This window comes from Micrococcus sp. 2A (assembly GCF_039519235.1).
Classification (GTDB): domain Bacteria; phylum Actinomycetota; class Actinomycetes; order Actinomycetales; family Micrococcaceae; genus Micrococcus.
The window spans coordinates 1,153,262-1,166,706 of record NZ_CP154351.1; the positions used below are offsets into that span (position 1 = coordinate 1,153,262).

Genomic DNA, 13,445 nt, shown 5'->3' on the forward strand with positions numbered 1-13,445 from the left:
ACCGACCACCGTGACTTCTGGCTGCGACGATCGGCGCCACGGCTGTTCCCTCGCTGGTTCCGCCGATTCCCCATAGAGACATTGTGCCCGGCACCTGCCGTAGGCACTCGAAAGATCGGCGTCCTCGGCGCGCGAGCCCAACCGCCCCGACGGCCGCCTTCAGCATCGCGGGCCCTGTCAAGTACTTTCCGCGTCCACGACGACGAGGGCGGTCAGTGAGGTCGAACCCGGCGAGGCGCAACGTATTTCGGCGCATGTTGAACCTATCGGCAAACTCGCATGTCGAGCTGCTGGCTTCGTAATCCTCGATCAGCACGACCGGGCCTCACGTCAGGGGAACTGGAACTCGGTGGCTGGTGGTGCTCTTCAGTGACGGGCTTGCTGCGCCTTCATGACTGTTCCGCGGCCGTGCGTGTCGCGCATCATGACACCGGCGGCGATCAAGTGCGTGCGGACTGTCCCCGCCGTGTAACCGAACCTGTCGCCCACGCGCTCCAGTGAAGCCCCTTCCTCATACATGGCACACATCAGCCGAATCTTGCTGGTCGATGGTAAGTGGTTACGGAGGACGACACCGCGTTCCCGAAGGAGACGAGAGAGTCGCTCATGCCCAAGACCGACCTGTCGGGCCACGACTTTCCGAGACCCGCCCGCAGCGTAGGCGGCTTCCGCTCCTTGAAGGACGTCTCGGATGCTCGCGGCGCCTGCTGCGGTTGGTGTCTCCGGCGGTGCGTCCTATGCCTTCTCGCGCGGATCGACCGGTGCACTCGCACCATCTGAATCACCGGCGGGGCGAGTTTCCACAAGCCTCCCGCTTGGTCCACCAGTCAGAAGGCCCGGTTCATTTGGACCGGGCCTTCGTCGTTGTGGCGGCCGGCTCGCCGTCGAGACCCGCCTGCCCCCTCGAGTGGTCACGACACGCCGTGTGCTGCGTGAGCAGACGGCGTGTCGTGACCACTCTGCGCTCCGCCCCCGCATGGCACCCCCGCCGGTCACGGCCGGGTTGCGGTCCAGCGTCGATCACGCGTCGACGTCGCACAGCCCTTTCACGGCAGGCTCTCGGCGGACAGACTCGAGGCGTCCCCACCCGTGGAGCCCGGAACACCGCTGCTTTGGAGGCGGGGGCCGCCTGCCCTGTCCGGCCGACTCAGTGAGGAGCTGCCATGTCCGTGATCCGTACCCGTCGTCCCTCCCTCCGTCACCTGCCCGCCGCCGGCCTCATCACCGCCGCCGCCTGGGACGACGCCCATGGCCCCCAGGCCGGATACTTCCAGGCCGTCGACCACGAGAACGTCACCACCGCCTTCTTCCAGACCTACGACGGCTACGACCCGGAGGACCTCACGCTCACGCTCACCCCGGTGGCCGAGGACGGCACCCGCCTGGAGGGCGGCCAAGAGGTCGAGTTCACCGCCCTGGACGTCATCGACGGCGGCGCCGTGGACGTCCTCGAGACCCGCCGCGCGCTCGGCGCTTCCGGTGAAGGCCTCGTGCGGTACGACGTGGAGGTGGACGGTCAGCTGCTGCGCATGGGCATCACGCTCCAGGCGGACGCCGACCTCGCCGACGATCAGGGGGCGGCCGTGCACTCCGTCGACGGCCCGCAGACGGGCCACCTCGGGGACCGGCCCCTGGTCTGGGACTCGGCCATGCAGCTGGCACCCGGGGTGGCGGGCGCCGAGATCGTCCACCTGGTCGCCGCGCCGACGATGGAGAACACCTACGCGGAGGTCGTGGCCGAGCCGGCCCACGGTGAGGTCTTCGCGTTCCGTGACTCGGAGCACTCCGAGCTCCGTGCCTGGAACATCCCCGAGGAGGGCTTCGTCGGCACGGACACCTTCACCGTCGACTTCCACAGCGACCACGTCGCCCACGTCCAGACCGTCGCCGTGCATGTCGGCGAGGAGATCCCCGCCGCGTACGACGGCTTCCTCGATGCCGAGGACGGCGTCCTCAACGGGAAGCCGCTCGACCTGACCGACCCGGACACCGCCGCGGTGCTCGCCGCGTTCCGGGGCGACGCGGCCGCCCCGGCTCCGGGGGATGAGGAGGAGCAGACCGCTCCGGTCGAGGGCGACGCCGACGAGCAGCACACGACCCCGGACACCGTCGAGACGGGGCAGTCCACCGGCTGGTGGCTGGCCGGCCTCGGCGCCGCCGCCGCGGGGGTGCTGGTCGCGGCCCGCCGTCGTCTCGGCCTGACCGACTGACAGCCTGCCGCGCACAGTTCCTTCGACGCGCCGCCCCTCTCACGCGGAGGAACGGCGCGTCCGTGCCGGCCTGACACGCGGCCGGCAGCCCGGGCGTCAGTCGCCGAGGCACGCCATGGGCGCGGGCAACCCGGACATCCAAGAGTCGATCTTCGCGGTGGTCCCCGGCCTCGTGCTGCTGGTGATGTTCTGCGTGACCGCGCTGGACTCCACAGACCCCGACTACGGCTCCGGCTCCTCCGTGTTCGGCGTCGGCACCGTGTTCATCCTGGGCATGGGCGTGCTGGCGATCGGCGTGGTACTGATGATGTGGACACGGCTGCGCCACCCGGCGTACTTCCGCGGCGAGACCCTGCCGCAGACGGACTCGACCCGACCCATCCCGATCATCCGTCCGGACGACGACGGCACTGCCGTGGTCCGGGACCCGAACGAGAGGACCCACTCATGACCACCCCCGCCGGCTATCGCGTGCAGGACCCCAGCACCGACCAGGTCGTGGAGACCTTCCCCGCCCTCGCCGACGGTGAGGTCGACCAGCTGCTGGCCGCCGCCGAGACCGCCCAGCGTGCGTGGGCCGCCCGCCCCATCGAGGAGCGCGCCACCATCGTGCAGAAGGTCGCGGACCTCTTCGAGGAGCGCAAGGACGAGCTCGCGCAGATCATCGCCACCGAGATGGGCAAGCGCGTGACCGAGGGCGTCGAGGAGGCCGAGTTCAGCTCGGCCATCTTCGGCTACTTCGCGGACAAGGGCCCCACCCTCGCCGCGGACCGCCCCATCGAGACCTTCGAGGGCGGCCGCGCCATGATCCGCCACCTGCCCCTGGGTGTGCTGCTGGGCGTCATGCCGTGGAACTTCCCGTACTACCAGATCGCCCGTTTCGCCGCGCCGAACCTCATGCTCGGCAACGCGATCGTGCTCAAGCACGCCGAGATCTGCCCGCGCTCGGCCCTGGCCGTGCAGCAGATCATGGACGACGCCGGCGTGCCGGCCGGCGTGTACACCAACGTGTTCGCCACGCACGACCAGATCGCCGAGTTCATCGCCGACCCGCGCGTGGCCGGCGTCTCCCTGACCGGCTCCGAGCGGGCCGGCTCCGTGATCGGCGCGCTCGCGGGCCAGCACCTCAAGAAGGCTGTCCTCGAGCTCGGCGGTTCGGACCCGTACATCGTGCTCGACGCCGAGGACCCGGCCGAGGCCGCCCGCACCGCGTGGGCGACCCGCATGTACAACATGGGCCAGGCCTGCAACTCCAACAAGCGCATGATCGTCTCGGCGGACATCCATGACGCCTTCGTGGCCGAGCTGGTGTCCCTGGCCGAGGCCATGAAGCCCGGGGAGGCCGCCGACGAGGACCCGACGGTCTTCACCCCGCTGTCCTCGCGCGGTGCCGCCGAGGGCCTGGCCGAGCAGGTGGAGCGGGCCCGTCAGCAGGGCGCGACCGTCCACGTCGGCGGGACCGTCACGGACGAGGCGGGCGCCCGCTTCGCCCCGGCCGTGATCACGGGCGTCACCTCCGAGATGGACGCCTACCGCGAGGAGCTCTTCGGCCCCGTCGCCGTCGTCTACAAGGTGGAGTCCGCGGACGAGGCGCTCACCCTCGCCAACGACTCCCAGTACGGCCTGGGCGGCGCCGTGTTCTCCCAGGACGAGGCCCAGGCCGAGAGGATCGCCCGGCAGCTCGAGGTCGGCATGGCCAACGTCAACACGCCGGCGGGCGAGGGGGCGGAGATCCCGTTCGGCGGCGTCAAGCGCTCCGGCTTCGGCCGCGAGCTCGGCCCGCTCGGCATGGACGAGTTCGTCAACAAGCAGATGTACTTCGTCCAGGACTGACACCCCACGACGACGACGGGCCCGCCTCCGGTGACCGGAGGCGGGCCCGTCCGCGTCCCGCCGGCGTGGCGGGAGCGATGGGTCAGCGACGCGCCAGACGTTCCAGCAGACGCTCCTCTGCGTCCTCGCCCGGGGTGATCCCGCGCGGGATGCGGAAGAGGAAGACGAAGCCGAGCAGCCACCACAGGCCGAAGAAGGCATAGGCCATCGGGGCGATGGAGGCGGGCATCCCCGGGATGTAGAGGCTGAGCAGCCCCGCTGTGAGGATCACACCGGTCACCCCCAGCACTCGCCCGGCGGTCGCGCCGCCCGCGCGGAAGGGGCGGTCCATCTCCGGCTCGCGGCGGCGCAGGAGCAGGAACACGACGCAGACCATCATGTAGGTGAACACGATGGACGGGGATCCGGAGTCCACGAACCAGCCCAGGGCGCCCGCGCCGAAGAACGGCGCCGCGATGGAGAGCACGCCGATGAACAGCACCGCGTTCGACGGCGTCCGGTACTTCGGGTGGATGTGTCCGAACCAGCGGGGCAGCATGCCCGAGACGCCCATCGCGTAGAGCAGGCGAGCCGCGCCCATGAGCAGGGCGATCCAGGAGGTGAGGATGCCGGCCATGCCGCCCACGAGCAGCATGTTGGCCATGGCCGGGCTGTGGAACAGGGCCGCCATGGCGTCAGCCGTCACGAGGTCGGCGTTCACGAGCTGCTCACGGGGCATCGAGGACGCGTTCGTCAGGATCACCATGATGTACCAGAGGGTCGCGGCGGCCACCGAGACGATGATCATCACGCCCATGCGGCGAGGGGGCATGTTGAGCTCCTCGGCCGACTGAGGGATGACGTCGAAGCCCACGAAGAGGAACGGCACGACGATCATCACCGTGAAGAGGCCCCGGGCGTCCGTGAAGAGCGGCTCGAAGTTCGCGACGGAGCCACCCGTTCCGGCCCCGAACACCAGGAGGGCGCCGATGACGAGCAGCGTGGCGACCACGATCGTCTGCACGACGCCGGCCAGTTTGACGCCGATGTAGTTGATCCAGGTGATGACCACGGCGGCCCCGGCGCCGACCAGCGCCCAGACGAGGTAGACGTCCGAGCCGAAGGCGTTCCACAGTGGGATCGACTCGATCTCGGGCCAGATGTACGCGGCGGTGCGGGGGAGGGCGACGGCCTCGAACGCGACGATCGAGATGTAGCCGCCCGTGATGCCCCACGAGCCGAGGAAGCTCCACCGCGCGCCCATGCCGCGCAGCAGGAAGTGATGCTCGCCGCCAGCCTTCGGGATCGCTGCGACGAGCTCGGCGTACACCAGCGCGACGACGGTCATGATCAGGCCGCCGGAGACGATGGCGATGATCGAGCCCATGGTGCCGGCGTTCTTGAGCCAGCCGCCCACGAGGACGACCCAGCCGAAGCCGATCATGGCGCCGAAGCCCATGGCGTAGGCGTCGAGCGACGAGAGGGTCTTCTTGAGACCCGGCCCTGTCTCGGGCGGGGAGGAGGTCACGTGGCTCATGGAGCCCCTTTCTTCGGAAGCGGGGGGGTGATGACCGCCATAGTCTCCCCGATCGTCGGCCAGGGTCGTCTCCGCCGGCCGGGCGCCTGGCGCACAGCGGGTTCTAGGCTGGCGCGCCCTTGTCCCTTCCACCGGGGCGTGGCCATCATGGACCGGTTCCCCCCCTGAATCCCAGCAGAATCGAGATGTCTGATGTACCCCACCCCGATGACCTTCGACGTGGCGCGCGCCGGCCGCGCTCTCGCACAGGTCAGTGTCCGCACCCTGGCCACCGCGGCCGGCCTCGAGAAGGAGCAGCTGCGCCGCTTCGAGAAGGGGCTGGCCGACCTGCGGGTGGACGAGCGTCTGCGTCTGGAGAAGGCCCTGCGGAAGTACGGCGTCGGGCTGGTCCCGGAGGACGAGTTCGGCGGCACGGGGGTCCGCCGGATCTTCACCGCCGAGAAGTCCCGGCGCATCGAGGCCATGGAGAACGAAGGCGGCCCCGCGTATGAGGACGACATCTGAGTCCTCCGCCGATAGGCGGACGGCCCCGCATCCCGGACGGGATGCGGGGCCGTCGTCGTCGGTCCGCCGGTGGCGGGGGCTCAGGCGGACTGCAGCGCCTTCGTGACCTCGCTCAGGCCCTCCTTGAGGAGGTCCTCACCGATGGTCAGCGGCGGCAGGAAGCGGACCACGTTGCCGTAGGTGCCGCACGTGAGCAGGATGACGCCGGCCTGGCGCACGGCGGCCGCCACGGCGTTGGTGAGCTTCGCGTCGGGCTCGCCGGTGGCGGGGTCCACGAACTCGACGGCCATCATGGCGCCGCGGCCGCGGATCTCCCCGATGCGGGGGTCCGGGTTCTGCTCGAAGTGCTCGCGGATGATCGTCTCGATCTTCTGCGCCTCCGTGAGCAGTCCGTCCTCCTCGATGGCCTCGATGACGGCGAGTGCGGCGGCCGTGGCCACCGGGTTGCCGCCGTAGGTGCCGCCCAGGCCGCCCGGGTGCACGGTGTCCATGATCTCGGCGCGCCCGGTCACGGCGGAGAGCGGCATGCCGCCGGCGATGCCCTTGGCGGTGGTCATCAGGTCCGGCTCGATGCCCTCGAACTCGGAGGCGAACCACTGGCCGGTGCGCGCGTAGCCGGACTGCACCTCATCGGCGATGAACAGCACGCCGTTGTCCTTGCACCACTGCACCACGGCCTTCAGGAAGCCCTCGGCCGGGACGATGAAGCCGCCCTCGCCCTGGATGGGCTCCATGATGACGGCGGCCAGGTTGTCCGCGCCGATCTGCTTCTCGAGGGCGCTGATGGCATGCTTCGCCGCCGTGGCGCCGTCCAGCCCGTCCCGGAACGGGTACGACCCCGGCACGCGGTAGACCTCGGGGGCGAACGGGCCGAAGTGCTGCTTGTACGGCATGTTCTTGGCGGTCAGCGCCATCGTGAGGGTGGTGCGGCCGTGGTAGGCGTGGTCGAACGCGGCCACCGCCTGCTTGCCGGTGAAGGAGCGGGCCACCTTGACGGCGTTCTCCACGGCCTCGGCGCCGGAGTTGAACAGGGCCGTGCGGGTCTCCCCGGAGATCGGCGCGATGCGCCCGAGGGCCTCTGCCACGGCGATGTAGCCCTCGTAGGGCGTGATCATGAACGAGGTGTGCGTGAACTGAGCCACCTGCTCCTGCACGGCCTTCACGACGCGCGGGTGGGCAGCGCCCACGGAGGTCACGGCGATGCCCGAGGCGAGGTCGATGAAGCGGTTGCCGTCCACGTCCTCGACGATGCCGCCGGCGGCACGGGCGGCGTACACGGGCATGGTGGTCGCCACGCCGGCGGGCACGGAGGCCGCCTGGCGCTCCGCGAGCGCCTGGGACCTGGGGCCGGGCACGGGGGTGGCCAGGAGACGGGACTGCTCGACGCCCTCGGCTGAGAGGGGGGACTGGGTCATGGGTGGCACCTCGCCTGTGAGGCTCCGCGCGAGGGGAGCTGGGGATGGGGGCGCGCCCCGTGCGGGGGCGCGTGGCTCCATGATCCGGCGCACCCAGGCATGTCGTCCAATGAGCAGCGGGGATGAACTCTATGCTCATCTGTCATGGACGCCCGCCTCCTCGCCACCTTCGTCGCCGTCGCTGAGTCCGGCACGGTGACCGCTGCCGCCGAGCGGAGGGGCCTGGTGCAGTCCGCCGTGAGCCGTCAGCTGCAGCGTCTCCAGCGCGAGGTGCGCCTGGACGTCGTGGCCCGTGCCGGCACGGGGATCGTCCTCACTCCCGCGGGAGAGGCGTTCCTCCCCGTCGCCCGGCGCGTCCTCGCCGAGCACGCGGCTGCCGAGCAGGCCGCGCGGACCATCGCCGCCGGGCGCCTCATGGACGTGCGCATCGCCGCGCCCGGCACCACGCTGATCGACGTCGTCATCCCGCTCGTGGCCACCCTCGGGGCGGGTCAGCCGCGGGCGAAGGTGGCCGAGACGCCTCTCGACGTGTTCCTGGAGGAGGCGGTGATGAACCACGACCTCGTCGTGATGCCCTCGAGCCCGCGGCCCACGATCGCCTCGACGGCCCTGGTCGACCTGCCCCTGTGGGCGTACGTGGCGCCCGGCCACCCGTGGGCCGCGCGGCGGTCCGTCGCCCTCGAGGAGCTGGCCGCGGAGCCGCTCGTGGCGCCCTCGCGCAGCTTCATGTCCCGGCGGGTGCTCGACGGCGCCCTCGACGTCGCAGGCCTCACGGCACCGGACCTGACCGAGGCGAACTCGGGCCGCGTCGCGCAGGCACTCGTGGCCACGGGCAGCGGGGTGGCGGTGGTGACCGACGACCCGGCGTTCGACCTCGTGCCCCTGCGGGTGGTGGCCCAGGGACGCGACCTCCTCGTTCGACTGCACGCCGCGTGGCAGCGGGACCACTACTCGGCCGAGACCCTCGAAGACCTGGCCGGCCGACTGCGCTCGTTCGCGCGCTCGCGGTATCCGGACCGGCCCGCCCCTGGCCCGCATCTCGCACCGTCGAGCATCAGGTGAGCGTGTGTCCCACCTCGCGGAACGGGGCCCAGACGCGTCCGATGCACCGCAGCCTCCATGTCGTGCACATCACCAGCCTCCGGAGGGGACCCATGAAGGTCACCGACACCGGCGTCCTCACGGCGGAGACCCTCGCGGAGGCCCTGGGCGACGAGCTGACCGCCGGGTTCGAGCTCTCCGTCTACGGCGACGGCCAGCTGGCCTTCGGGGGTGCGTTCGACGACGAGGGCAACTTCACCGACATCGAGGCGGAGGAGCTCATCCCCTTCGAGGCGTGGGCGACCGTGGGCACCTGATCCGTGACCACCGACCAGAACGCCACGGTGGAGGAGCCGCTGACCGTCGATGACGCGGGTGTGCCGGTCGCGATCGACGCGACGCTCATCAAGAGGCCGGAGCACGGCACCGTCGTGATCGGCGCGTCCAGCGACGGCTACACCCCGGACGAGGACTTCCTGGGACGCGACACCTTCACCGTGCAGATGACCTCCGGCGACGTCACCCGCACGGTCGAGTTCACGGTGGACGTGCTGGACCTCCCCGGTGAGTCCACGCCGACCCCGATCGAGCCTGCCGATCCGGCCGAGCCGGCTCAGCCTGCCGAGCCGGCCGTCGAGGGCGACGGTCACACCGTCCCCGAGAGGGTGGAGACGGGCGACGCCGCGCGTTCCCTGCTCGGCGGGTCGCGTCACGGTGTCGTGGCGCTGCCGGCGGGACGCGGCGTCGGTGGCCCGGGCCTGACATGATCGACGCCGACACCACCACGCATGAGGGAGCGGTCGATGAGCACGAACGTCAAGCGGGGCCTCTGGGCCGTCCTGCTGCTGGCCTGCATCGCGGCCGTCTGGTTCGCGGTGCGCGGGGGCCTGGCCCTCGGCGACACCCCGATCAGCGCTCCGCCGAGTGCCGCATCCCCCTCGGCCTCGTCGAGCGACACCGCCTCGGCCGGCCCGACGCCGACCGAACGATCGTCGTCCGCCTCTGCCACGGCATCGTCGGCGTCCGTCACGACGTCGTCGAGCGCCCCGGCGTCCAGCGCCCCGGCCGCCACGAGCGCCCCGGCCCCCACGACCGCCCCGGCCACACCGACCCCGAATGAGGCCCCGTCCTCCTCCACGGCCTCCGCGTCGGGGCTGCTGACCGGTCCCGCCGCCCCCTGGGAGGACATCGCCGCCGCCCCCGTGCACGTGGCGGTGTACCGCGGGCCGGATCGCAGCGCCGAGCAGATCGTGGGCGCCTCGATCGAGCTCACCCAGATGCGGGACGACGGCGAGATCAACCCCACTCCGCAGACCGTCGGCTGGTACGGGCCCCCGCAGTGGTCCACGACGCCGGGCGAGCGGTCGGGCTACCCCGGCGTGCTCGCCGGCCACATCATCCACTCCGGCTCCAAGGACGTCTTCTACCGGCTCCAGGAGGCGCGCGCGGGAGACGCCGTCGTGATCTCCTACGACGACGGCACCCAGGCGGCCTTCCGCATCCAGGACGACGCGGTCTCCGCGGACAAGACGGCCTTCACCCAGGACGAGGAATGGGCGTGGGCGTGGAAGCTGGACGTGCCCGGGAACGCGGTCACGCTGATCACATGCGAGCTGGTGGAGGGGTCCGGGATGACCGGATACTCGCTGAACAACTGGGTGGTGCAGGCGGACCGGGTCGCGTGAGAGCCGGGATCTGCGGGGGTACCCTGTGAGGGCCGGAGCGGGCTCCACCGCGCCGGAACGCCCGTGACTCCTGCGGGCGCCGCCCGCCGAGAGGACCGCCAGCCATGCACCGTGCCCCCCACGCCTCCGCCCCCGCACGACGGCGGCGCTGGACCGCGGCGGTCGCCGGCGCCGGCCTGGCCGTGGCGCTGGCCGGCTGCACGGCGAGCGAGGAGGTGCCCGCCGCGTCCGGCTCGGCCAACACCTACCTCGACGGCGTGCTCTCCACGCCCACCCACACGAGCCTGAACCCCCTGCAGGGGGACATCGACTTCGCCACCATGACGGTGCGCAACCACCGCCAGGCGGTCCGGTTGTCCGAGGCCTACCTCGCCAAGGAGGACGTGGACCAGGAGGTGCGTGACATCGCCGAGGGAGTGCGGGACCAGCACGCCGCGCGCATCGATGAGCTGAGCCGCCTGCTCGAGGGCTGGGGCGCGGCCGTGCCCGAGGAGGAGCCGGAGCCGTCCGCCGAGGAGTCCTCGACCCTGTCCCCGGGGGAGGAGGAGGCGCAGCTGTCCGCTCAGGACACCGCGGACATGCGGGCCGGCCTGCTGACCGCCTCGGACAGGGCTGCACTGGAGAGCGTCGGGGGAGAGGACGCGGACCGCACCTACCTCCTTCAGCTGCACCGCCTGCTCCAGGGGGCCGTGACGGTCGCGGGCAACGAGCTGCAGTCCGGAACGGATGACTCGGGCAAGAAGGCGGCCCAGGGCATCCTGGACCAGAACCGGACGGCCATGCAGCGCCTGGTGGAGCTCCTCGCCCAGAAGGGCGCCATCGGCGCGGACGGCACGCCCACCGCGCGCCCGTCCGGATTCACCGGTCCCATCAAGATCGAGGGGGGCGGCGCCGACGGAGGGAACGTGGACCGCACGCCCTCGCTGCTGCAGTCCATCCAGGCGGAGCAGTCCGCCTACGCCCGGACCAAGCCGTCGCCGTCCCCCACGCCCAGCCCCGCAGACACCGCCCGGCCCACGCCCGGCCCGTCGCCGTCCCCGTCGGCCACGGACGGCTGACCGCGCGCCCCGCCCCAGTGGCGGGGCACCTTTCCTTCCCGGTCGACGACCACATCGCCGCTGCCGGGCGTGCGCGGTTCGCGCGGCGCGGTGAAGGGTGTAGGTCAGCGCGGCGCGAGCAGGTGGGACTGCTCGGGGTGCTCATCGAACCACTGCGCCACGTACCAGCACAGCGGCACGACGCGTCGGCCGCCTGCGGCGCCCCCGCGCTCGGCGATGTCGGCCACAGCGCCTGCGGTGAGCGTGGCCGCGTGGCCCTGGCCGCGGAAGGTGGGGACCGTGAACGCACGGGTGAGGGCGACGTCCGTGCCGTTGTCGCGGTAGTCGAGGACCGCCAGGAGCGTGGTGCCGTCATGCAGCTCGTAGCGGGAGGCGTCGTCGTCGCGGGTGATGGTGGGGGAGGTGGTCATGGTCCGTGCAACACGCCGCTCCACGAGGCGTATTCCATGCCGGGATTCATGGGTGAGTGGCAGGGCATGCAGCCCCAGGCCTGGCGATCCATACGCCCGCGGGGTCGATGATGACCGCCAGGCCGAGACCGTCGACCGGGTGCCCACGCCACGCCGGTGAAAGTGCAGACCGGCGACGCCGCCGTGGGGTGGCTGGCCGGTGCCGGCGCACCCTCACAGCACGACGGCGGCCGGGGTGAGCCGGGCGGGCCGTCAGCGGGTCAGGTCCGCGAGGATCCGCTCGGCGAGGGGCTCCGAGGACTGGGGGTTCTGCCCCGTGTAGAGGTTGCGGTCCACCACCACGTGGGGGCGGTAGGGGATGGTCGTCGTGGAGACGTCGGCGCCGCGGCGCTCCAGCTCGTCCTGGAGCAGCCACGGGGCCTTGTCCGCGAGGCCGGCGTTCTTCTCCTCGGCGTTGGAGAAGCCGGTCATGGCGTAGCCGTGGAACGGCCAGTCCGCCCCCTCACCGGGGGCGGCGAGCATGGCGGCGGGGGAGTGGCACAGCAACGCGGTCGTGCGGCCGGCGGCCATGCGTGCCCGGAGCAGCTCCCCGGACACCGGGTCCTTCGCGAGGTCTTCGAGGGGGCCGTGGCCGCCCGGGTAGAAGACGACGTCGTACGCCGCCTCGTCCACGTCCGCGAGTGCCCGCGGGTGCTCCAGGACGGGCGCGAGGCGCTCGAGGTCCTTCTTCAGCTGCGCGGTCTTCCAGGGCAGTCCGCCCATCACGCCGAGGCTGGTCCTGTCCACGGTGGGGGTGACGCCTCCGGGGGTGGCCAGGGTGATGTCCCACCCGGCCTCCGCGAAGACGTCGTGGGGAGCCACGAACTCCTCGGCCCAGAAGCCGGTGTCGTGGCGGGTGCCGTCCTTCAGGGTCCAGTGGTCGGAGGCGGAGAGGACGAAGAGCACGGAGGGCATGGCTGTCCCTTTCGGGTCGTGAGGTCAGTGCGTCCACCGTAGGTGCTCCGCGGGGCGGGGAGGCAGGTCCTGACCGCGCTGCCGGGGTCTGAGGTTCCGGCAGGCCGCGTCCCCGTCGAGCCCGATCCGAGGCCGCACCGGCCCGCTCAGGCACCAGCCCCCTTGGGGGGCGCGGAGATGTCCGTCCGCACCGCCTCTCTCCGACCCCGCCCACATCTTGTGCCCTCCGGACCCCCGACACGCCGGGCCCGGATGTGGTGGACCAGACCTTCGGGCTGTGCGTTTCCCGGGCCGCTGAACCCACCGCCTGTGGACATCTCGCACAGCCTCTCGGCGTGTCCCGCATGCCCGCGCGGATCGCCGCCGGGCGCCCGCTGTGGACAGCTCTGGGGACAGTCCCACCCGTGGAATTACATCCGTGTCACTACTACATCTAGGGATGCACGGGCTCCGACATCACTAGATGTAGTATCGATCGGGACCGGACAGAACACCTCCCGTTCGCCCGGGAGACGTCATTTCGGGCCCCTCACGGGCCCACGAGGATCGAAGGAACAGGGAAGCCGCATGACCGTCACCGTGTACACCAAGCCCGCCTGCGTGCAGTGCAACGCCACCTACCGTGCGCTGGACAAGAAGGGCATCGCCTACGAGGTCGTGGACATGTCCCAGGACCCGGCCGCCCTCGAGCGCGTGCGCGCCGCCGGCTTCATGCAGGCCCCCGTCGTGATGACGGAGACCGACTCCTGGTCCGGCTTCCGCCCGGACAAGATCGACGAGCTGGCCACCTCCGTGGCCGCCTCGGTGGCCTGATCCCCA

The 13,445-nt window shown here is 71.4% G+C and carries 13 protein-coding genes and 1 pseudogene; 10 read left to right on the top strand and 4 right to left on the bottom strand.

Annotated elements, in window-relative coordinates:
- The first annotated feature begins 1,163 nt into the window (after positions 1-1,163).
- From AAG742_RS05385 to AAG742_RS05395, 3 genes and pseudogenes are all read left to right on the top strand, one after another.
- Positions 1,164-2,210 carry a hypothetical protein gene (locus AAG742_RS05385; RefSeq protein WP_298710420.1) on the top strand — a complete coding sequence of 349 codons (1,047 nt, stop codon included), beginning with the start codon at positions 1,164-1,166 and terminating at the stop codon, positions 2,208-2,210.
- A gap of 148 nt (positions 2,211-2,358) precedes the next feature.
- Positions 2,359-2,661: pseudogene (locus tag AAG742_RS05390) on the top strand (amino acid transporter); the annotation flags it as partial.
- Positions 2,658-4,043 carry an NAD-dependent succinate-semialdehyde dehydrogenase gene (locus tag AAG742_RS05395; RefSeq protein ID WP_298710415.1) on the top strand — a complete coding sequence of 462 codons (1,386 nt, stop codon included), beginning with the start codon at positions 2,658-2,660 and terminating at the stop codon, positions 4,041-4,043. The pseudogene AAG742_RS05390 and the gene AAG742_RS05395, both read left to right, overlap by 4 nt.
- A gap of 82 nt (positions 4,044-4,125) precedes the next feature.
- Here the strand turns inward: AAG742_RS05395 and AAG742_RS05400 are convergent, their stop codons facing one another.
- On the bottom strand, positions 4,126-5,559 hold the full coding sequence (locus AAG742_RS05400; RefSeq protein ID WP_298710413.1) for an APC family permease: 1,434 nt from the start codon (positions 5,557-5,559) through the stop codon (positions 4,126-4,128).
- Positions 5,560-5,751: 192 nt separating this feature from the next.
- On the opposite strand from AAG742_RS05400, the gene AAG742_RS05405 reads away from it, so the two are divergent.
- Positions 5,752-6,063, top strand: coding sequence for a hypothetical protein (locus AAG742_RS05405; RefSeq protein ID WP_298710411.1), 312 nt, complete (start codon positions 5,752-5,754; stop codon positions 6,061-6,063).
- A gap of 80 nt (positions 6,064-6,143) precedes the next feature.
- Here AAG742_RS05405 and gabT read toward each other — a convergent pair whose 3' ends face one another.
- Entirely contained in the window at positions 6,144-7,478 is a 1,335-nt protein-coding gene (gene gabT, locus AAG742_RS05410) for a 4-aminobutyrate--2-oxoglutarate transaminase (RefSeq protein WP_298710409.1), read from the bottom strand.
- 144 nt (positions 7,479-7,622) lie between these two features.
- Here gabT and AAG742_RS05415 point away from each other — a divergent pair, with 144 nt between their 5' ends.
- The 5 genes from AAG742_RS05415 (at position 7,623) to AAG742_RS05435 (ending at position 11,262) form a co-directional block, all read left to right on the top strand.
- Positions 7,623-8,540 (top strand): LysR family transcriptional regulator, encoded by a 918-nt coding sequence (locus AAG742_RS05415; RefSeq protein ID WP_298710408.1) that lies wholly within the window; start codon positions 7,623-7,625, stop codon positions 8,538-8,540.
- Between the two features lie 92 nt (positions 8,541-8,632).
- Positions 8,633-8,836 (top strand): hypothetical protein, encoded by a 204-nt coding sequence (locus tag AAG742_RS05420; protein ID WP_298710407.1) that lies wholly within the window; start codon positions 8,633-8,635, stop codon positions 8,834-8,836.
- Between the two features lie 3 nt (positions 8,837-8,839).
- Entirely contained in the window at positions 8,840-9,286 is a 447-nt protein-coding gene (locus tag AAG742_RS05425; RefSeq protein WP_298710406.1) for an Ig-like domain-containing protein, read from the top strand.
- A gap of 36 nt (positions 9,287-9,322) precedes the next feature.
- Positions 9,323-10,204 (top strand): class F sortase, encoded by an 882-nt coding sequence (locus tag AAG742_RS05430; protein WP_298710405.1) that lies wholly within the window; start codon positions 9,323-9,325, stop codon positions 10,202-10,204.
- Between the two features lie 104 nt (positions 10,205-10,308).
- Positions 10,309-11,262, top strand: coding sequence for a DUF305 domain-containing protein (locus AAG742_RS05435; RefSeq protein WP_298710404.1), 954 nt, complete (start codon positions 10,309-10,311; stop codon positions 11,260-11,262).
- Between the two features lie 104 nt (positions 11,263-11,366).
- Here the strand turns inward: AAG742_RS05435 and AAG742_RS05440 are convergent, their stop codons facing one another.
- A complete protein-coding gene (locus tag AAG742_RS05440; protein ID WP_298710403.1) occupies positions 11,367-11,672 on the bottom strand; it encodes a GNAT family N-acetyltransferase in 306 nt (101 codons plus the stop codon).
- Between the two features lie 252 nt (positions 11,673-11,924).
- Positions 11,925-12,626, bottom strand: a complete 702-nt coding sequence (locus tag AAG742_RS05445) for a type 1 glutamine amidotransferase domain-containing protein (RefSeq protein WP_298710401.1) — start codon at positions 12,624-12,626, stop codon at positions 11,925-11,927.
- A 567-nt stretch (positions 12,627-13,193) separates the two neighbouring features.
- Between AAG742_RS05445 and nrdH the strand changes: the two genes are divergently transcribed.
- Entirely contained in the window at positions 13,194-13,439 is a 246-nt protein-coding gene (gene nrdH / locus AAG742_RS05450; RefSeq protein WP_248116842.1) for a glutaredoxin-like protein NrdH, read from the top strand.
- Positions 13,440-13,445 lie beyond the last annotated feature (6 nt).

Bases quoted from the DNA above. Each gene is read 5' to 3' on its own strand.
- AAG742_RS05445 (WP_298710401.1), bottom strand. From the start codon at position 12,626: ATGCCCTCCGTGCTCTTCGTCCTCTCCGCCTCCGACCACTGGACCCTG.
- nrdH (WP_248116842.1), top strand. From the start codon at position 13,194: ATGACCGTCACCGTGTACACCAAGCCCGCCTGCGTGCAGTGCAACGCC.
- gabT (WP_298710409.1), bottom strand. From the start codon at position 7,478: ATGACCCAGTCCCCCCTCTCAGCCGAGGGCGTCGAGCAGTCCCGTCTC.
- AAG742_RS05440 (WP_298710403.1), bottom strand. From the start codon at position 11,672: ATGACCACCTCCCCCACCATCACCCGCGACGACGACGCCTCCCGCTAC.
- AAG742_RS05430 (WP_298710405.1), top strand. From the start codon at position 9,323: ATGAGCACGAACGTCAAGCGGGGCCTCTGGGCCGTCCTGCTGCTGGCC.
- AAG742_RS05405 (WP_298710411.1), top strand. From the start codon at position 5,752: ATGTACCCCACCCCGATGACCTTCGACGTGGCGCGCGCCGGCCGCGCT.
- AAG742_RS05420 (WP_298710407.1), top strand. From the start codon at position 8,633: ATGAAGGTCACCGACACCGGCGTCCTCACGGCGGAGACCCTCGCGGAG.
- AAG742_RS05435 (WP_298710404.1), top strand. From the start codon at position 10,309: ATGCACCGTGCCCCCCACGCCTCCGCCCCCGCACGACGGCGGCGCTGG.
- AAG742_RS05385 (WP_298710420.1), top strand. From the start codon at position 1,164: ATGTCCGTGATCCGTACCCGTCGTCCCTCCCTCCGTCACCTGCCCGCC.
- AAG742_RS05415 (WP_298710408.1), top strand. From the start codon at position 7,623: ATGGACGCCCGCCTCCTCGCCACCTTCGTCGCCGTCGCTGAGTCCGGC.
- AAG742_RS05400 (WP_298710413.1), bottom strand. From the start codon at position 5,559: ATGAGCCACGTGACCTCCTCCCCGCCCGAGACAGGGCCGGGTCTCAAG.
- AAG742_RS05395 (WP_298710415.1), top strand. From the start codon at position 2,658: ATGACCACCCCCGCCGGCTATCGCGTGCAGGACCCCAGCACCGACCAG.